Below are 19,322 nucleotides of genomic sequence, written 5' to 3'. Positions count from 1 at the left end.
CGTCCTTTCGTGCCCGTCATCGGGTTGCGCTTTCCGGCACGGTCTTCGGGTTACGCTTCCAGCCCGTCTTCGGGTCGTGCCTTCCAGCACGGTCATCGGGTCGTGCCTTCCAACATGGTCTTCGGGCCACCCGTTCAAGACGGTCATCGGGTCACTCTTTCCAAGACGTCCAGGACATGTTCGTACGTGTGCCCGGTCGCCCGTGTCATGCCGAGCTCGCAGGTGCGGTTGCAGGAGGCGTACGCGTCGAAGTGCCGCCCGGCCAGCTCGGCCGCCTGGGGTGCGGTGGCGGCGGCGGTCAACTCCGGGTGCAGCAGCCCGCGGTCGCCGGCGAACCCGCAGCAGCCCCACGAGTCGGGAACGGTCACCCGTTCCGCCACCGCCTCTGCGACCGTGAGGAGCGCCGGGGTCAGGCCCATCCGCTGAGCCGAGCAGGTGGGGTGCAACGCCAGGTCGCCGAGGCGCGCAGTCACCTTCAGCCGGTCGAGCAGGTGGGTGGCGGTGAACTCCACGGCGTCGACGACCGTCGCGACGTCACCCAGGAGCTGGCGCAATCCCTCGGTGCAGGAGGCGGCGTCGACCACCACGGGGATGTCGCCCGCGAGCGCCGGCCGCACCCGGGACGCCATCTCGGCCAGGCCGCGGGTCATGCCTTTCGACTTCCAGGGCGTGCCGCAGCAGAGCGACGGCAGACCGGGCGGGGTGGCCAGGACGACGCCGGCCCGGTCACACAGCCGCGCGAAGGATTCGTTCGCCGGCCCGAACATCGTGCCCGTGCAGGACGAGAACAGGATGGCGTCGGGCTTGTCCTCCGGTGTCACGCGCGGCCTCGCCCGGCCTCCGCCCGGCAGGTCGGGGCTCCACAGTGGAGCTCCGGCGATCCGGTGCGCGGCCCGGCTGACGGGCGCGGCGACGATCGGGAGCCGGCGGGCGGTGGACAACGCCGCGCCCATTGCGCGGGTTGTCGCCGACCAGTGCCGGGCCGCGAACGCCCACGCGCCTTGAGAATCCGACGCCCGCAACCGCCGTACGAGGTCACCGGTGTTGATCTGCACGGGACACGCGGTCTGGCACATGCCGTCGACCGCGCACGTGTCCACGGCGTCGTACTCGTAGTCCTTCTCCAGCGACGCGACGAGGGCGGCGTCCCCGTCGAGGCGGGCCTGTTCGAGAGCGCGGCGCAGCAGGATCCGCTGGCGGGGCGTGGTGGTGAGGTCGCGGCTCGGGCACACCGGCTCGCAGAACCCGCACTCCACGCAGCGGTCCACCTCCTCCTCGACCACGGGCGACGTCTTGAGGGCGGCGAGGTGCGCCCCCGGATCGTCGTTGAGCACCACGCCGGGGTTGAGGATGCCGCGCGGGTCACACAGCCGCTTGATCTCCAGCATCACGTCGTACAGTTCGTCGCCGTACTGACGCCGTACGAACGGGGTCATCATCCGCCCGGTGCCGTGTTCGGCCTTGAGCGTGCCGCCGTGCCCGAGAACGACGTCGACCATGTCATCGGTGAACCGGCCGAACCGGTCCCGCCCCGACGAATCGCCCAGCCGCTCGGTCAGCATGAAGTGGATGTTGCCGTCCTTGGCGTGCCCGAAGATCACGGCGTGGTCGTAGGCGTGCCGCTCGAACAGCCCGATCAGCTCACGGCAGGCCGGCAGAAGTTCCGGCACCGGTACGGCGATGTCCTCCAGCAACGCGGCCGTGCCCGGCGGCCGGGCGCCCGCCACCTTGGCGTAGAGGCCTTTTCGCAGGTGCCACAGTCGGTTGCGGGCGGCGGGGTCGCTCTTGAGCTCGGCCGGTGTCACCAGCGGAAGACGCGCGAGTGTCCCGGCGGCTTCCTCGGCCCGCGCGTCGGCCTCGGCCGCGGTGCCGGCCCGGTATTCGACCAGCAGGGCGGCGTGGTGGCGGACGTCGAGGGCGGCCAGTCCCGGGTCGACGTCGGCGTCCGACTGGCCGACCCGCAACGAGGTGGCGTCGAGCAGTTCGATCGCGGCCGGGTCGGTGGCGACCAGGCCCGGCAGCGCGGCGGTGGCGGCGGCCAGATCGTCGAAGACCAGGAATCCCGTACGGGCGTGGGCGTGCACCGGCACGGTCCGCATCACGATCGAGGCCAGGAAGCCGAGCGTGCCCTCGCTGCCGACCAGCAGACGGGTCAGGATGTCGGCCGGCCGGTCGTGGTCGAGCAGGGCGTTGAGGCCGTAGCCCATGGTGTTCTTCAGCGCGAACTGCCGCTCGATCGAGGCGCGTGAGGCGGCGTTTCCGCGAACCCGGTCGCGCAGGCGGTTCAGCCCGGCCCACAGGTCGGGTTCCCGCGCCCGGAGCTGGTCGTCGGCGTCGATGTCACCGGTGTCCAGCGTGGTGCCGGAGGGCAGCACGACCACGACCGAGTCGATCAGCGCGTAGCTGTTGGCAGCGGTGCCGCAGGCCATGCCGCTGGAGTTGTTGGCCACCACGCCGCCCAGCGTGCAGGCGACCTCGCTGGCCGGGTCGGGCCCCAGCATCCGCCCGTACCGGGCCAGCCGCGTGTTGACCTGCCGTACGGTGGCGCCCGGGCCGACCCGTACGCGGAAACCGTCGTCGAGGACCTCGATGTCGCGGAAGTGGCGGCGGCTGTCGACCAGGATGCCATCGGTGACACCCTGGCCGGACAGGCTCGTGCCGCCCGACCGGAACGTGAGCGGCTGCCCCGCGGCGAAGAGCCGGGCCACGTCACCGGCCGACGCCACCGTGACCACCGCGCTGGGGGTGAGCGCGAAATGCGAGGCGTCGCGGGCCAGGCGCAGGCGGTCGGTGGGCCGGGTGCTGACCGCGCCCGGCATGTCCGCGGCCAGACTCTCCACACTCACGCCGGTGCCGTCCCGTCAGCCTGCGCTCGATCGGGTGTGGCTTGGCTGGCTGTGGCTTGGCTGGGCGTGGCCCGGCCTGGGTCAGGTTGATGGCGCGTCGCCTGTTGGGGCGCCGGCGTTGACCCGTCTGGTGTGGCTTGGCCGGGCGTCGGGGCGTCGGGTGCGGGCCGCCTCACTGCCGGGGTCTGCTCGATGATCAGGAGCTCGGCCGTGATGGCGACCGGGCTGCGGGCCGGGTCGATGACACCGCCGTGGAGGCGTCCTGTGCGGTCGACGGCCAGGGCGTGCATCGGCGCCTCCGGGTCGACGGCCGGCCCGGCCTCGCCGTAGAGGGACATGACCTCGGCGCACGGCCCGGCCAGGACCGTGCCGCCGGCCTCGGCGAACACCGGCCCGACCAGGCTGCCCAGGCTGGCCCGCACGGAGGCCCGCGCGAACCCGGCTTCGGCGCAGATGCGATCGGCGGCCACCCGCAGATTCTCCCCCGGAAGCACCCGCGAGAACACCACCCTGGTCCCTTCGGCCGGGGCGAACCCCATCGCGTACGGGGTGAAGACCGGCATGTGGGTCTCGGTGTCGGTGGCGCTGATGCTCCGGACGCCCGGCAGCGGATGGATGACCGCGTGCACCGGGACCGGGCCGACGGTGGTCTCCGGCCAGAGATGCCCCGCCTGCAGCACACCCGCCGCATCCATCCAGGCCGCGTGGGTGTGCATGAAGACCGCGCCGTCGCGTTGCCCCAGCGTGGCCGACCCGCCGATCACGTTCACCGGCCCTCGCGCGTGCCGGGTGGCGCTGTACCAGGCGGCCGTGCTGCCGTCCGGGCATTCGGCCGGTACGCAATAGGCCACCTCGCCCAGCGTGCCGCCGAGCAGCTCGACCTGGGCCGCCTCCACGCCCAGCCGGGCCGCCGCTGCGGACACCGCGCTCACCAGCGTTTCGCCCGGCGTGAGCAGCAATGTCACCGGTGTCGACCGGGTCGGCACCGAGATCGAGCGGGTGGGCAGGGCCGGCCCGGGATGAACCAGCGGAGCCGGCGCGGCGCCCGTCCTGCTGTCGGCCGGGTGTGTGGTCACGGCTTCCACCCCTCGGCCAGCAGGCGTTCACGGATGGTCCGTTTGACTATCTTCCCGTAGCCCGACTTGGGCAGCTCCGGCCACTGCACGAAATGCCGCGGCACCTTGTAGCGGGCCATCTTCGGTTCCAGCCAGGCCCGCAGCGAGTCCGCGTCGGCGGTACCGACCCACACCGCGACCCCGACCTCGCCCCACACCGGGTGCGGCATGCCGAGCACCGCGACCTCGGTGACATCCGGATGCGCCACCAGCTTCTCCTCGATGTCGCGCGGATGGATGTTGGAGCCGCCCGAGATGTACATGTCCGAGGCCCGCCCGGTCAGGTACAGATAGCCCTGCTCGTCGGTCATGCCGAGGTCGCCGGTGTGGAACCAGCCGTCCCGGAAGGCGGCCGCGTTGGCCTCGTCGTTGTCCAGATATCCGGCGCACACCGCAGGCCCGGCCACGCACACCTCACCGGTCTCGCCCGGCCCCAGTTCGTTGCCATCGGTGTCACGGATGGCCAGCTGCATTCCCGTACGCACCCGCCCGCACGTGCCGAACTCGACGCCCTCGGGCCGGGGCCGTCCGTGCTCGTGCGGCGGCAGCACGGTGATGTTCCCGGTGACTTCCCCCAGCCCGTAGTACTGCACCAGCACGTCCCCGAGCACCGCCCGGGCGTGTTCCTGATCGGCGTGATACATCGGCGCACCGGCGTAGATGACATGCCGCAGGCTGGAATGATTCCGATTCGAGGCGTCCGAATGCTCGGCGATCTTCTTGAGAATCGTCGGCACGGTGAACATGTTGCTGACCCGCTCCCGCTCGACCAGCTCCCACACCTCGGCCCCGTCCAGCCCCGGCCCGGTGGTCAGCACCGACCGCGCGCCGGTGGCGACCTGCGTCAGGAAGTGCACGCCGGCCCCGTGTGACAGCGGTGCCAGCACCAGAGACGCGTCCCGCTCGGTCGTACCCGGCATCAGGTCGCACAGGTGGTTGTTGACCACGAACCCCATCTGATCGTGCGTCAGGATCGCGCACTTGGGCCGCCCGCTGGTCCCCGAGGTGAAGAAATACCAGGCCGCTGCGCCGTTCATGACCGGCGCATCCGAAATGTCACCGGTGACGGCCGCAGACACGGATTCGGCGGTGGCCGGCGTGGTGGCGACGCTCGGCGGCGAGGCGGGATCGGAGTGCGTGGTGTCGACACCGGAGGGCGTGGTGGCGACGCTCGGCGGCGAGGCGGGGTTGGAAGGCGCGGTGTCGACACCGGTGGCCGCGGTGGACAGGGAGCCGACCGCATCCGGGCCGGAACCGTCGATCCACATCGTCTGGGCGCAACCGACGGCTTCGGCGTGGGCCGGCTGCGAGGCGTGACAGACCATCAGGACCGGCCGGCAGGCCTTGGCGATGACCACGACCTCGTCCGGGGTCAGCCGGCTGTTGGTCGGAGCGAGCACCGCCCCGATCCGCCACACCGCGAACATCGTCTGCACCAGCTCGACGTGGTTGCCGCTGTGCAGCAGCACGCAGTCCCCAGGCTTCACCCCGCGCCGCACGAGCTCGGCCGCCAGCAGGCCGACCCGCTCGTCGAGCTGTTTCCACGTCCAGCGCAGCGGGCCGTGCACGAGGGCGTCGTGGCCGGGCAAGCGCCGGGCGGTTTGAGTGAGCAGGGTCGCGAGGTTCACCGCACGCCGTACGGGGGCCGTGGCTCTGTCGCTGGAAACGGCGGCCATCGGGTCGCTGCCGGTAGTGGCGGTGGTCGGGTCGATGCCCGGAACGGCGATTGTTGCGCCGCTGTCGGGAGCGGGGGTCATCGGGTCACCGCCATGATCGAGGCGTAGTTGGCGACCGCGACGCCGCCCATGTTGAACACCGCGGCCCGGTCGACACGGGGCAACTGCATGTCGCCGGCCTCGCCGACCAGCTGCATGGCGGCCATGACGTGCTGCGAGACACCGGTGGCACCGATCGGGTGGCCCTTGGCCTTGAGGCCGCCGCTCACGTTGACCGGCAGCATGCCGTCGCGCTCGGTGCGGCCCTCGGCCAGCAGTTCGCCCGCCTTGCCCGGCTCGGCCAGCCCGAACGCCTCGTACTGCAGCAGCTCGGCCTGGGTGAAGCAGTCGTGGGTCTCCAGCATGTCGAGGTCGGTCAGGTCCAGCCCGGCCGAGGAGAGCGCCCCCAGGAAGGCCCGGCGTGCGCCTTCGAACGCCAGCGGATCGGGCCGGGCGTCGATCGCCATGTGGTCGTTGGCCTGGTTGCGGGCCAGCCATGACACCGAACGACGGGCGTTGCGGGCCAGGTCGGGGGTCGTGACGACCAGAGCCGCCGCGCCGTCCGAGATGAGCGAGCAGTCCGTGCGCAGCAGTGGGGGAGCGACCATCGGGTTCTGCGGCGACTCGGTGGCGCAGAACTCGACGCTGAAATCCTTGTGCAGATGGGCGTACGGGTTGCTCAGGCCGTTGCGGTGGTTCTTCGACGCGATCCGGGCCAGGGCCAGCCGCTGGTCGCCGTAGCGGTCGGCGTAGCGCCGGGCGAGTTCGCCGAACACCGCGGCGAAGCTGCCGTACTTGAGCTCGGTGGGCCGGTGGCAGGCGGACAGCAGCGAGGCAGCGGCCACGTCACCGGTGACCGCCGTCATCTTCTCGGCCCCGATGACGAGGGCGGCCCGGGCCCGCCCGGCTGCGACGGCGTCGAGGGCCGTGAACAGGGCCGCGCTGCCGGTGGCGCAGGCGTTCTCGACCCGTACGGCGGGAACCTGGGCCAGCTCGGGCGAGCCCGCCCCGACCAGGGCGGCGTGGAAGCTCTGATCGGAGAAGCCGTGCCCGTAGACACCGGCCGCGATGAAGTCGATGTCACCGGTGTCGAGCCCGGCGTCGGCGACGGCCGCGGTGGCGACCTCGGCCATCAGCGTCTCGACATCGGGTGCGTCGAGCTTGCCGAACCGGGTGTGGGCCCAGCCGATCATCTGTGCGGATGACGTCATGAAGACCTCCGAGGGGTTGGGGGTCGAGGAAATCGGGTCGCCCGATGCGGAAGACGGAAATCGCGGAAAAAGCGAGAGCAGAGGATGAGCGCGTGCGGGGAGGAGTGCGTGCGGAGGGCAGTGCGGCTGGGAGGGCTGAGGACCGACGACCGGGCGAAGAGCCGCGACCCAGCCGTCCGGACCGCGCCGCCGCGGCTAGCCGGCGCGGACGTGCAGGCCGCCGTCGACGGGGAGCAGGACACCGTTGACATAGGAGGAGGCGTCGGAGGCGAGGAACAGGGCGGCCTCGGCCACGTCGCGTGCGGTGCCCATGATTCCGGTCGGGCTCTTGGCGTTGCGGGCGGCCTTGATGGCGACCGTGTCCGCGTCACCGGAGAGCTCTCGGTAGGCGAGGGGAGTGTCGATGAGCCCGGCCAGAATGGCGTTCACCCGCACGCCGGTGTCGGCGTACAGGATGGCCAGGCTCTGCGTCAGCTGGTTCACTGCCGCCTTGGCCGCCGAATAGGCCGGATAGGGATAGCCGGTCCAGCGGATCGATGCCACCGATGACACGTTGATCATCGAGCCGCGGGCGGCGACCAGGTGCGGCAGCGCGTACTTCGCGCCCAGGAACACCGTGTCCAGGTTGATGGCGACGGCCCGGCGCCACTGGTCGAGCGTCAGCTCCTCGGGGCCGCCGAGCTGGGTGGTGCCGACGTTGTTCTGCACGATGTCGATCCGCCCGTACGCCGTGACCGTCTCGTCGACCGCGGCCGCCATGGCCCGCTCGTCGAGCGCGTCGGCCACGATCGGCCGGCAGGTCCCGCCGTCTTCGGCGATGAGTTTGGCCGCGCGCAGGGCCGCCTCCCGGTCCCGGTCCACGACCACCACGCTGGCGCCGCTGCGCGCGAAGGTGAGCGCGCACTCGTAGCCGATGCCGTTGACCCCGCCCGGCCCGGTGCCGGAGTGTCCGCCGCCGAACACGATGGCGGTGCGGCCGTCGAGGCCGGTCATACGACGTCCGACCAGAGCCAGCGCATCGTGTCGGGGAACAGCGCCCCGCCATGGATGAGCGTGTGCCCGCCCTCGCCGAACTCGAGGCGGACGTCGTAGCCGCGGTAGAGCAGCGCCGCCTCCATCTCGCGGTTGGCCAGGGGGATGTGGCCGAGCTTGATGTCCAGGTCCTTGGCGCCGGTCTGCAGATAGACCTTGAGCGGCCGCCGGTACTGCCGGCGGATCCACGACGGGTAGTTGTGGGCGCCCATGATCTCGATGAAGCTGCCGCAGTGGCTGACGACCTTGCGGAACTGGTCGGGCCGGAACCAGCCGGCCGTGAACGCGCAGGCGCCGCCCGACGAGATGCCGCAGATCGCCCGGTGCTCGGGGTCGCCGGAGATGTTGTACTCCTGGGAGATCTGCGGGATCAGCTCCTCGGCCAGGAAGGTGGCGTAGTCGGCGTTGCAGTTGTCGTACTCGACGTTGCGGTTGCCGGTGCCGCCATAGACGGGTGCGCCCGGTCCGGGGTTGCCCGGGTTGACGAACAGCGCGATCGTCACCGGCATCTCGCCGCTTGCGATGAGGTTGTCGAACACCACCGGCACGTTCACGATCGGGCCCGCGTATTCGTCGCCGTCCTGGAACACCATGAGGCACGCGGGCTTCGCCGGGTCGTACTGCGCCGGCACGTAGAGGTTGTAGGTGCGCCGCGTCTCCGGGTAGACGAACGTGCTCTCGAATTCGCGGTGCGGTGTCACGGTTCCCCGCGGCACACCGTCCTTGGGCCTCGAGTCCGGGCCCAGCTCGTACGGCTCCTTGCCGTCCATGCTGTAGGCATAGAACAGCCGATCCTTGGAGGGCAGGCCGCCCCACTCGACCGGGGCCTCGGCGGCGTTGTCGTCACTCATCGACGGTTCCTTTCCACAACGTGTCGTGGGCGGCGCGCGCGGCCACCAGGTCGCGGGCGTGCAGGGCGGCGGCCAGGTTCCGCACGGTGGCCGTGTCACCGGGGGCGGTGAGCGTGATCGAGCCGGCCGCCTCCGGATCGGCCGTGCCCGCCTCGAAAAGCAGTCGGTGCGCCTCGGCTACGGGGGCGTCGGCCAGGCGGTCGGCCAGAAGCGCGTTTCCCGTACGCACGGCCAGCCGCTCGACCGCACGCTGCCAGGCCGCCCGGTCGCCGTCGTCGCCCGCGCTGAGCGCCCGCCAGGCCCGGCCCGCGGCGCGGCGCATCGACTGCACCTCGACGTCGGGCACCGGCGCCGCGGCCAGCAACCGCCGGGTGTAGGTCGTCGACGGGTCACCGATGACATCTTCGGTGCGGTCGAACTCCATGAGCCGCCCCTGCCGGAGCACGGCCACCCGGTGGCTGACATGCCGCACCACCGACAGGTCATGCGTGATGAACAGATAGCTGACACCGAGGTCACGCTGCAGCTCGACGAACAGGTTGAGCACCTGCGCCTGCACCGACAGGTCGAGCGCCGACACCGATTCGTCGCAGACGACCAGCTTCGGCGCCGGCATCAGCGCCCGCGCGATGGCGATCCGCTGCCGCTGGCCGCCGGAGAACTGCGACGGGTAGCGCTCGGCGGCCGACCGGTCGAGCCCCACCCGCGTCAGCATCTCGCCGAGCCGGGCCTCCCGCTGGGCCGGCGGCATCGTCGAGGCGGTCAGCGTCTCGAGCACCGACTGGCCCACTGTCCGATAGGGATTGAGCGAGCTGTACGGGTCCTGGAACACTGCCTGGATCTCGGTCGCCAGTGGCCGGCGGGCGCTGCCCCGGAGGTGGGTGATGTCGCGCCCGCCGAACTGGATCCGGCCTGACACCGGTGGCACGAGGCCCAGCACGGCGTTCCCGAGGCTGCTCTTGCCGCTGCCCGACTCGCCGACCAGGCCGACGGTCTCGCCGACACCGATGTCAAGGGAGACCGAGTCGACCGCGGTCGCGGCCGCCCGGCGCCGGCGACCCCGATAGCTGATCGTCAGGTCGCTGATCTCAAGCAGTGGTGACCGCATCGGCCGCCTCCTTCTCCTCGAGCCGGTCGACGTGCACGCACCGGCTGACACCGGTGTCAGTGCGGGTCAGCGGGATCGGCGCGTGGGTGCAGTCGTCGGTGGCGAACCGGCAGCGGCCCGCGAACCGGCACGACGTGGGCCAGTTCGACGGCGGGGGAACGGTTCCGCCGATCATCGGCAGCATCGCGCCCGGGTCGACCTTGGCCGGGATCGACTCCAGCAGCGCCGCCGAGTAGGGATGCCTGGGCGCGGCGATCAGGTCCCTGGTCGGCGCGTCCTCGACGATCTGCCCGGCGTACATGACGATGGCCCGGTCGCAGGCGTCGGCCAGCACACCCCAGTCGTGGGTGACCAAGATCAGCGCCATGCCCCGCTGGTCGCGCAGGTCGACCAGCAGGTCGAGCACGCCGGCCTGCACCGACACGTCGAGCGCGGTGGTCGGTTCGTCGGCGATCAGCAGCTCCGGCTCGCCGGCCAGCGCGCGGGCGATGGCCACGCGCTGGGCCATGCCGCCCGACATCTCGTGCGGATACTTCGCATAGACTGCTTCCGGGTCGGGTAGCCGTACGGAAGCCAGAAGCTCCAACGCGATGCGCTTGGCCTCGGCCCGCGAAACCCCGCGATGAGCCCGTACGGCCTCAGCGACCTGGCGCCCGGCGACGTGCAACGGGTCGAGGCTCGAAATCGGTTCCTGCGAGATGTAGGCGATCCGTTTGCCCCGCACCTTGTGCATCTGCTGCTCGCTGAGCCCAACAGATCCAGCGACTGTTCGCTCGCGGCGGTCCGGGCCTTGTCACCGGTGGCAGGGGAGCCGGCGAGGGAGAGCCGGCTCGCCGAGATGGTGGCCCCCGGCGGCGGCACGCGCAGCAGGCCCGACACGGTCATCGACTTGCCGCAGCCGCTCTCACCGACGATGCCGATCGTCTCACCCCGCCCGACGGTGAAGCTGACCTTGTCCACCAGCGTGAGGTCCCCAACCGCAACGGAAAGGTTCTCCACCACGAGCAGGGGAGCCTCGCGTGAGGGCGAGGGCGAGGGCGAGGGTGGGGGCGTGCCCGGCGACGCGGGTGAGGATGTGGCGGGCTCGCGGCGCATGGTGGCGGCGAACGCGCGCCAACTGCTCAGGGACCGGCCGCTGGAGGTCGACTTGCTGGAGTACGTGTCGCGCAACGCTATGCCGAGCAACGTCAGGCACAGACACATCAGCGCCACGATTCCGCCCGTCGGCACCAGCAACCACTGCTGCCGGTTGATGGCCAGCTGCGCGTCCGACACCAGGTTGCCCCAGCTCGCGGCCGGCGGCAGCACGCCCAGGTTGAGGAAGCCGAGCGACGCCTCGACCAGCATCGCGATGCCCGCGAACAGCGACACCTGCGTGAGCACCGGACCGATCACGGCCGGGCGGATGTGCCGCCACAGGATCTGGAACGGCCCGAGCCCGGCCACCACACCGGCGGCCACGTACGGTTCGGTGCGGGTGATCATGCTGACGCCCCGGACCACGCGCATCAGGCCGGCCGACGCGAAGATGCCGAAGCTGACCATGGCCGCGGTCTCGCTGCGGCCGAACACCGCGAGCACCACCAGCAGCGTGATCAGGGCCGGGATGGACTGGATGACGTCGGCGAGCCGCATCAGGATCGAGTCGACGATGCCCCCGATCGTTCCCGCGATCAGGCCGATCGAGACCCCGATGACCACGTACGTCACCACGGCTTGCAGCGTGCCGAACAGCGTGACCCGTCCGCCGTACAGGATGCGGCTCAGCACGTCGCGGCCGAGCGCGTCGGTGCCCAGCCAGTGTGCGCTGCTCGGCCCGCTCAGGATGTTGGAGAGATCCTGCGCGTACGGATCGTAGGGCGCGACCAGGCTGGCGAAGACGCTGCCGAGCACGACCACCGTGATGATCGCCAGGCAGGCCACGGCCAGGGGCTGGCGCAGCAGCAGGCGGAACAGGTGGGGCCGGCCGGTCGGGGGCGGAACGGGGACGGTCACGACGCCCTCACCTTCGGGTTGACGTAGGACACGAGCACGTCCAGCACCAGGAAGACGACGATCACGGCGAGCGTGTAGAAGACGACGATCCCCTGGATGACCGGCAGGTCGTGCTGGGTGGTGGCGGTGACGGCGAGCGCGCCCAGCCCGCCCATCCCGAAGATCTGCTCCATCAGCACGGTGCCGCCGAGCAGGCCCACGAACAGCAGCCCGACCACCGGCAGCAGCGGCGCGGCCGCGTTGCGCAGCGTGTGCACGAACAGGATCCGGGCGACCGGGATGCCGTTGGCGCGCAGGCTCTTCACGAAGTCGGCCTTGAGCACGGTCAGCATCTCGCTGCGGGTGTTCAGGGCGAGCGACGCCATCGAACCCACCATCAAGGCGATCACCGGCAGGAACAGCGACGCCACCCAGTCCCGGGGCGAGACGCCGAACGGCACGTAGCCCGAGACCGAGAACAGGCCGAGCTGGACGGCCAGGACCGCCAGCAGGATCGTGGCGAACCAGAAGTTGGGGACGCTCATCAGCAGCACGGACAGGCCGTCGGTGATGCGGGCCGCGATCCCGCCCCGGATCGCGCTGAACGCGCCCAGGGCGACGCCGAGCACCACCGCGAAGAGCAGGGCCGCGATCGCCAGCGACAGCGTGATCGACATCCGGCTGGCGAGCAGGGCGGTCACCGATTCCCCGTTGAACAGCGAGGAGCCGAGGTCACCGCGGACGGCGGCCGCGAGCCAGTCCCCGTACTGGGAAAGAACTGGTCTGTCGGTTCCGAGCTGCTGCTCGACGCGCGCGATCTGCTCGGGGGTGGCGCCGGTGCCGAGGATCGACGCGGCGATGCTGCCCGGCGTGAACGACGCCAGCACGAAGCTCAGGATCGAGACGATGAACAGGAGCGGTACGGCCATCAGGGCGCGTCCGCCGACGAGACGTAACACGGTGATCGAACCTCCGATCGGAGCCGGCCGGGCTGGAAAAGGGGCCCGGCCGGCGCACCGGATCAGGACGTGGCTTTCCAGGAGATGTAATCGAACTGGCCGAGCAGGGCCGACTTGCCGACCTCGACACCCTTCGAGTAGAGCGTCGCCGGGGCCTCGGCTACCGGGACGAACCATGCCTTCTGGGTGATCAGCTTGTTGAACTCGACCGACAGGGCGGGCAGGTCGGTCTCGGAGGCGCGGGCGAGCTTGTCGTACGCGGCGTCGACCTCGGAGTCCTGCGGGTGGAACGGGTTCCACACGTCGGCGTACGGGTCCTTGGTCAGGCGGACGGCGTCGAAGTAGACGTCACCGAGCAGCGCGTAGCTGACCGCGCCGACCGAGTACTTCTTCTGCCCGACCTCGGTGAAGTAGCTGCCCGCGGTGATCGGCGTGATCGTGGTGTCGATGCCGACCGCCTTCCACTGCTGGGCCACGGCCTGGGCCATGTTGGCCGCCCCGGCGTCGGCCGCGTCGGTGGCCACGGTCAGCTTGAAGCCGCTCGGGAAGCCGCCCTCGGCCAGCAGCGCCTTGGCCTTGGCCGGGTCGTACGGGTATTTGCCGACCAGCGACTCGTCGTAGCCGGTGTAACCGTCGGGCACGAACTGGTCGAACGCCTTGTACCGGGGGCCGAGCACCTTGGCCAGGTTGGGCCGGTCGATGGCGTACTGCATCGCCTGGCGCACCTTCTCGTTCTTCAGCGCCGGGGTGAGCGTGCCGTCGCGGTCCCAGATCATCAGGCCCGCGCCCAGGCGCTGCCCGTCGGCGACGTCGACCCCGGCCGCCTCGGCCGCGGGCACCAGCGTGCCGTCGTTGACCGTGGAGACCTGGATCTGGCCGCTCTTGACCGCGTCGAGCGCCGTGGTGGCATTCGAGAAGACCCGCAGCACGACCTTCTTCCAGTGCTGGCTCGCGGTGTCGTAGTAGTTGGGGTTCGGGACCAGCGTGTAGTGGTCGCCCGAGACCGTGTTGGCCGCGTCGAGCGTGTACGGGCCGGCGCCGAACGTGGCGGTGCCCATCTTGGCCGGCTCGGCCAGGCCCGCCTTCGAGATCATCATGCCGTTGTTGCACTCGCCGTCGTTCGCGAGCAGCGTCTCCATGCCGATGAACGGCTCCGCGTACTTGATCACGACGGTGGACGCGTCGGACGCGGTGATCGAGGTGAACGGCTTGAGGTAGCCCTGGTTGAGGCCGGGGGTGGTCTGGAAGTACTTCAGCGTGTCGACGACGCTCTGCGCGTTCAGTTCGGTGCCGTCGGCGAACTTCAGGCCCGTACGCATCTTGAGCGTGAACTCGGTGTTGTTGTTCGCGTACGACCACGACTCGGCCAGGCCCGGCCCGTACGACCCGTCCGCCGTCACGTTGATCAGCGACGCGTACGTCAGCGAGAACAGCGGCGAGGAACAGTTCGTCGGCAGCGCGAGGCTGTTGATGCCGGGCGGGATCGCGATGGTCAGCGTGTCCGACGCCGTGCTGGTGCTCTGGTTCTGAGCCGAGGTGGTGCACGCGGAGAGCGCCGCTATCGCGAGGCCGGCGACGAGGGCGACGGCCATGCGCCCCCGGCGAGTTCTGCGTATCGCCATACCCACTCCTAGATCTCGAGGACTTCCGGGCGGCACAGGCGTTGTGACCTGTACCACCAGGTGGCGTAACGGTATGACCACTTGCTCGCAATGGCAATACCGCCGTCGGCCCGAAATTGAAGACGGGCAAAGCCCTGTTTATCGTGCGGTAAAACCCTGTAAGCCGTGACGCGCACGTAAAATCCGTCGACACTCTGTAACCAACGCGGCGAGGGTGGTGCACCTATCGCGGTCGATTGGTATGGTGCCTCATCACATTGGTAGTGCCACTTCGAGCACAGGGGGAGCCGATCGTGGGCGCAGCGCCGATCGTCCCGGCCGTGGGTTACGGCGACCCGGTCACCAACGCACTCGTCGAACGTCTCCGCTCGGTCGGCGTCGGCAAGCGCATCCCCGGAGAACGCCTGCTCAGCGAGGAGCTGGGCGTCTCCCGCACCCTGCTGCGTGACCGGCTCGGCACGCTCGAGGCGCTCGGCGTGCTGCGCCGCCAGACCGGCGCCGGCACCTACGTGCAGGAGCTCGACCCGTCCCGCCTGGGCAATGCGCTCACGATCGGGCTCGCGCTCTCCCACCAGAGCACCGGGTCCCTGCAGTCCGTACGGGTGGCGCTCGAACGCCAGGCCGCCCGCGAGGCGGCCGCGCAGCGTAACCATCTCGACATCGCGCACATGCACATCGCGCTCGACGTCATCGAGTCGAACCCCGACAGCGCCACCTCGGAACAGGCCGACTTCGACTTCCACGACGCCCTGCTGCGCGCCTCGGGCAACCCGTCGATCCGGTTCTTCGCCGACGCCCTGGGTGTGGCCCTGCGCCGCACGTTCTCCCAGCGGCGGGTGATCCTGGAACGCATCGAGGGCTACCAGGACATGATGTGCCGCGTGCACCGCCCCATCCTGGAGGCGATCCTGGCCGGCGACGGCGCCACCGCGATGACCGCCGTCGACGCCCACTTCGACGCCTTCGACAACGCGGTGGCCGACCTGGGCCTGCCCCACCCCGGCGACGAGTAGCACCCGGGACGCGGTCGCCTCGTTAGATCTTCCGGCTCAGGTAGGGTCCGTTCCCAAGCCGCCTGCCCTGGTGAGGCCCCCACGGTCTTGACAAGGTAGGGGAAAATCGACGGGGCTCGCTTCGGGCGACGAAGGACGAGGCACGGGTGGGTGGTTCGGTGGGATCCTGGTTCCGCAGGCGCGATCACAACATCTTCTTCAACGTGTTCGCCCTGCTCACGTGCGGTCTCGTCGCGGGCGTGGTGGTCGCCGCGGCGGCCTTCCCGGTCGCGGCCATGTCGGGGCTCACGGCCAAGGCCGGCGGTGACGCGTTCGCCAGCCTGCCGAGTGAGCTCAAAGATTTCGCCTCCCCGCAGATCACCCGCGTCTATGCCTCCGACAACAAGACCCAGATCGCCCAGTTCTACGACGAGTTCCGCAGCGATGTCCGGCTGAAGGACATCTCGAAGCACATGATCGCCGCGATGGTGGCCGCCGAGGACCGCGACTTCTACAACCACAACGGCGTCGACCTCAAGGGTGTCGCCCGCGCGGTGGTCAACAACAGCGGCAAGTCCGACTCCAAGCAGGGCGCCTCGACGATCACCATGCAGTGGGTGCGCATGTCGCTGGCCTACTCCGCGACCAGCCCGTCCGAGGTCGTGAAGGCCACCGAGGACACGAACAAGCGCAAGGTCACCGAGATCAAGTACGCCATGCAGGTCGAGAAGAAGTTCAGCAAGGACCAGATTCTCGAGCGCTACCTGAACATGGCACCGTTCGGCAAGGCGACCTACGGGATCTTCGCGGCCAGCAAGGTCTACTTCAACAAGAAGCCCAAAGACCTGACGATCGGCCAGTCCGCGCTGCTCGCGGCGATCGTGCGGGCGCCGTCCTTCTACGACCCGACCACCGCCGACGGTTACGACGAGATCCGCCAGCGCCGCAACAACTACGTCATCCCCGGCATGGTCGAGGCGGGCGCGATCACCGCCGCGCAGGGCGAGGCCGCCAAGAAGGAGGCGATCCCGCGCAAGGTCCAGTCCGTCGGCAACGGCTGCGTGTCGGTGGCGAACAACAACTGGGGCTTCTTCTGCGACTTCTTCTACCGCTGGTGGATGGACCGGCCCGAGTTCGGCGCCACCCAGTTCGACCGGGAACGGCGTCTCAAGAGCGGCGGCTACCGCATCACCACGACGATCGACCTCAAGGCGACGAAGGACGCCCGGGGGCGGATCGCCGACCTGATCAAGGAGAAGAACAAGAACGCCCTGCTCCTGGCGGCGGTCGAACCCCGTACGGGAAAGGTCAAGCTTCTCGCCACCAACCGCAAGTACAACCTGGACAACTCGAAGAACCCGCTCTCCTCCGACCCGGCGAAGCGGCGCGAGGACGTCAAGGCGACCTACCCCAACACGGTGAACCCGCTGCTCAGCGGCGGCGGTGACATCACCGGCTACCAGGCCGGCTCGGTCATGAAGATCTTCACGCTGATCGCGGCGCTCGAGAAGGGCTACCCGCTGCAATACACGATCAAGGCGGAGAAGTTCTACCGGTCGAAATACATCGTCGAGCGCAGCAGCGACTCCGCCTGCCCGGGCAGCCACTTCTGGTGCCCGCAGAACTCCGGAGGCGGCGGCGAGGGCGTCTACAACATGTGGACCGGGTTCGGCCGCTCGATCAACACCTTCTTCGTGCCGCTCGAGGAACGCGTCGGCGCCGACAACGTGGTCGACGTGGCCAAGCGGTTCGGCATCAAGTTCCGCGACCCCAGCGACGCCAAGCTGGCCTCGGACGGCTACTCGCACCAGTGGGGCGCGTTCACGCTGGGCGTCTCGGCCACCACCCCGCTCGACATGGCCAACGCGTACGCCACCCTGGCCGCCGACGGCAAATACTGCGATCCCACCCCGATCGAGCAGATCACCACCCGCGACAACGAGAAGCTCGACATCGGCAAGCCGCACTGCGTCCAGGCGACCAGCGTCGACGTGGCCCGGGCGGCGCTCGACGCGGCCCGCTGCCCGGTCGGTGACCGCGCCCGCACGGGAAGCTGCGGCGGCGCCACCGCCCGGCAGGTGCGCGGCGTCGTCGACCACCCGGTGTTCGGCAAGACCGGCACCACCGACCGCGACCGCACGGCCTCGCTGATCGCCGGCACCACGTCGCTGGTCGTCGCGGGCTACCTGGTCAACCCCGACTACCAGGCCCACAAGGACCGGCTGCGCCACGACCAGGTCAACCCGGCCGTCTACCGCACGCTCGCCGACTACATGGAAGGCAAACCGAGCGTCCAGTTCAAACGGCCGGAGAACCGCAAACTGGTGTACGGCGAGCAGCGGCGCATCCCCGACGTCGAGTGCGACTCGCTGCGCAGCGCCCGCAACCGGCTCGAGAACGCCGGCTTCTATCCGGTGATCAGCGCCGAGGAGGTCGAGTCGGACTGCCCGGCCGGCACCGCGGCGGGCACCGAACCGAGCGGCCGTACGGTGAAGAACGGCGTCGTGGTGATCAACGTGAGCAGCGGCAAGCCGACCACCCCGCCGCCGGGCACCCCGACCACCCCGCCGACGGGTGGGCCACCCCGGCCGCCCCGGTGAGCACGGGCCGGCGCACCGCCGCGGTCGTGGCCCTGGCCGCGCCGCTGCTGGCGCTGGCCGCGGGTTTCGAGACGGCGGTCCGGCACTTCGGCTCGTTCGTGCTGTTCGTGCTGGCCGTGACCGTGGTGACGCTGGCCGCCTGGTACGCCCTGACCCGTCGCGGCCTGCTGCGCGTGCTCGCCGTGCTGGCCGCGGCGGCCGGCCTGCTGACGGTCGTCCTGCTCGGCCTGTCCCTGTTCATCACCCAGGCCGCCATGCTGGTCGTGTTCGCCGTCGCCGGCCGCTATGCGCTGGGCCCGCGCAAGAGCCGGGCCGAACCCGCGGAACCGGCCCGCCACGGCGTCCTGCTGATCAACCCGCGCTCGGGTGACGGCGCGGCCGAACGGGCCGGACTGGCCGCGGCCGCCGCCCGGCGCGGCATCGAGGTGGTCACGCTCGGGCCCGGCGACGACCTGGCCGCTCTGGCCGAGAAGGCCGTGAGCGACGGCGCCGACGTGCTCGGCATGGCCGGTGGCGACGGCTCGCAGGCGCTCGTGGCCGCCACGGCGATACGCCACGGGGTCGCGTACGTCTGCGTCCCGGCCGGAACCAGGAACCACTTCGCGCTCGACCTGGGGCTCGACCGCACCGACGTGGCGGGCGCGCTCGACGCGTTCACCGACGGCGCCGAACGGCTCGTCGACCTGGGGCGGGTCAACGACCGGGTGTTCGTCAACAACGCCTCGCTCGGGGTGTACGCCGAGGTGGTGCGCTCCCAGGGCTACCGCCGAGCCAAGTTCCGCACGTGGGGACGACTGCTGCCCGACCTGCTGGGCCCCACCGCGCCGCCGCCCGACCTGGTGTTCGACGGCCCCGACGGCCGCCCCGTGAGCGGCGTGACCCTGGTGCTGGTCTCCAATAACCCGTACGACCTGTCCCGCGTCGGTCGCGCCGGAGGGCGGCCCCGCCTCGACACGGGCCGGCTCGGCATCGTGGCCGCCCGCGGCGCCCGGCCGGCGGGGGAGTGGACGGCGTCCGCGTTCGAGGTGAACTCCGGCGCTGACGTGCCGGTCGGGCTGGACGGGGAGGCGCTGCTGCTGACGCCGCCGTTGCGCTTCGCCTCGTTGCCGGGCGCCTTGCGCGTACGGGTGCCTCGGAACCTCGCGCCGCTGGCCACCGGCGCGGCCCTCACCCGGCGCGACCTGAACGCCCTGGTCCGCGTGGCGTCCGGTGCGCCTTAGTGCCTTATTGGTGCCAGCCGTCGCCTGCACGTCGCCACTCGGCCGTGCGGGCGTCGCGTTCAGGGGTGCCAGCCGTC

The 19,322-nt window shown here is 70.5% G+C and carries 13 protein-coding genes and 1 pseudogene; 3 read left to right on the top strand and 11 right to left on the bottom strand.

The annotated features are described in order from the left end of the window. Positions 1-143: 143 nt before the first annotated feature. From JIG36_RS03915 to JIG36_RS03860, 11 genes and pseudogenes are all read right to left on the bottom strand, one after another. The gene (locus JIG36_RS03915; RefSeq protein WP_307872557.1) at positions 144-2,846 is read right to left on the bottom strand and encodes an FAD-binding and (Fe-S)-binding domain-containing protein; all 2,703 of its coding nucleotides are present in this window, start codon (positions 2,844-2,846) and stop codon (positions 144-146) included. After that, complete coding sequence (locus JIG36_RS03910) at positions 2,843-3,922, bottom strand: PCC domain-containing protein (RefSeq protein ID WP_203374569.1); 1,080 nt, start codon at positions 3,920-3,922, stop codon at positions 2,843-2,845. The genes JIG36_RS03915 and JIG36_RS03910 overlap by 4 nt, the downstream gene beginning before the upstream one ends. Beyond that, positions 3,919-5,718 carry an AMP-binding protein gene (locus tag JIG36_RS03905; RefSeq protein ID WP_203374568.1) on the bottom strand — a complete coding sequence of 600 codons (1,800 nt, stop codon included), beginning with the start codon at positions 5,716-5,718 and terminating at the stop codon, positions 3,919-3,921. The genes JIG36_RS03910 and JIG36_RS03905 overlap by 4 nt, the downstream gene beginning before the upstream one ends. Beyond that, on the bottom strand, positions 5,715-6,887 hold the full coding sequence (locus tag JIG36_RS03900) for a thiolase domain-containing protein (protein WP_203374567.1): 1,173 nt from the start codon (positions 6,885-6,887) through the stop codon (positions 5,715-5,717). The genes JIG36_RS03905 and JIG36_RS03900 overlap by 4 nt, the downstream gene beginning before the upstream one ends. A gap of 195 nt (positions 6,888-7,082) precedes the next feature. After that, on the bottom strand, positions 7,083-7,880 hold the full coding sequence (locus JIG36_RS03895; protein WP_203374566.1) for an SDR family NAD(P)-dependent oxidoreductase: 798 nt from the start codon (positions 7,878-7,880) through the stop codon (positions 7,083-7,085). Continuing rightward, the gene (locus tag JIG36_RS03890) at positions 7,877-8,770 is read right to left on the bottom strand and encodes an alpha/beta hydrolase (RefSeq protein ID WP_236045508.1); all 894 of its coding nucleotides are present in this window, start codon (positions 8,768-8,770) and stop codon (positions 7,877-7,879) included. The genes JIG36_RS03895 and JIG36_RS03890 overlap by 4 nt, the downstream gene beginning before the upstream one ends. Continuing rightward, a complete protein-coding gene (locus JIG36_RS03885; RefSeq protein ID WP_203374565.1) occupies positions 8,763-9,878 on the bottom strand; it encodes an ATP-binding cassette domain-containing protein in 1,116 nt (371 codons plus the stop codon). The genes JIG36_RS03890 and JIG36_RS03885 overlap by 8 nt, the downstream gene beginning before the upstream one ends. Continuing rightward, positions 9,859-10,611 (bottom strand): ABC transporter ATP-binding protein, encoded by a 753-nt coding sequence (locus JIG36_RS53130; protein WP_268919489.1) that lies wholly within the window; start codon positions 10,609-10,611, stop codon positions 9,859-9,861. The genes JIG36_RS03885 and JIG36_RS53130 overlap by 20 nt, the downstream gene beginning before the upstream one ends. A 128-nt stretch (positions 10,612-10,739) precedes the next feature. After that, a pseudogene (locus JIG36_RS03870) lies at positions 10,740-11,873 on the bottom strand (ABC transporter permease); the annotation flags it as partial. Then, positions 11,870-12,811 carry an ABC transporter permease gene (locus JIG36_RS03865; protein WP_203374563.1) on the bottom strand — a complete coding sequence of 314 codons (942 nt, stop codon included), beginning with the start codon at positions 12,809-12,811 and terminating at the stop codon, positions 11,870-11,872. The pseudogene JIG36_RS03870 and the gene JIG36_RS03865, both read right to left, overlap by 4 nt. Positions 12,812-12,873: 62 nt before the next feature. Further along, positions 12,874-14,433: an ABC transporter substrate-binding protein gene (locus tag JIG36_RS03860; RefSeq protein WP_203374562.1), complete on the bottom strand. Its 1,560-nt coding sequence runs from the start codon at positions 14,431-14,433 to the stop codon at positions 12,874-12,876. Positions 14,434-14,726: 293 nt separating this feature from the next. Between JIG36_RS03860 and JIG36_RS03855 the strand changes: the two genes are divergently transcribed. The 3 genes from JIG36_RS03855 to JIG36_RS03845 all read left to right on the top strand — a co-directional run bounded on the left by JIG36_RS03855 (position 14,727) and on the right by JIG36_RS03845 (position 19,245). Continuing rightward, entirely contained in the window at positions 14,727-15,446 is a 720-nt protein-coding gene (locus JIG36_RS03855) for a FadR/GntR family transcriptional regulator (RefSeq protein ID WP_203374561.1), read from the top strand. A 158-nt stretch (positions 15,447-15,604) separates the two neighbouring features. Further along, a complete protein-coding gene (locus JIG36_RS03850; RefSeq protein ID WP_203374560.1) occupies positions 15,605-18,025 on the top strand; it encodes a penicillin-binding protein in 2,421 nt (806 codons plus the stop codon). Then, on the top strand, positions 18,022-19,245 hold the full coding sequence (locus JIG36_RS03845) for a diacylglycerol/lipid kinase family protein (RefSeq protein ID WP_203374559.1): 1,224 nt from the start codon (positions 18,022-18,024) through the stop codon (positions 19,243-19,245). The genes JIG36_RS03850 and JIG36_RS03845 overlap by 4 nt, the downstream gene beginning before the upstream one ends. Positions 19,246-19,322 lie beyond the last annotated feature (77 nt).

It is taken from the genome of Paractinoplanes ovalisporus (genome assembly GCF_016834655.1).
GTDB lineage: Bacteria > Actinomycetota > Actinomycetes > Mycobacteriales > Micromonosporaceae > Actinoplanes > Actinoplanes ovalisporus.
Note: the sequence above shows the minus strand (reverse complement) of the source record. Positions and strands in the feature narration are given on the sequence as shown.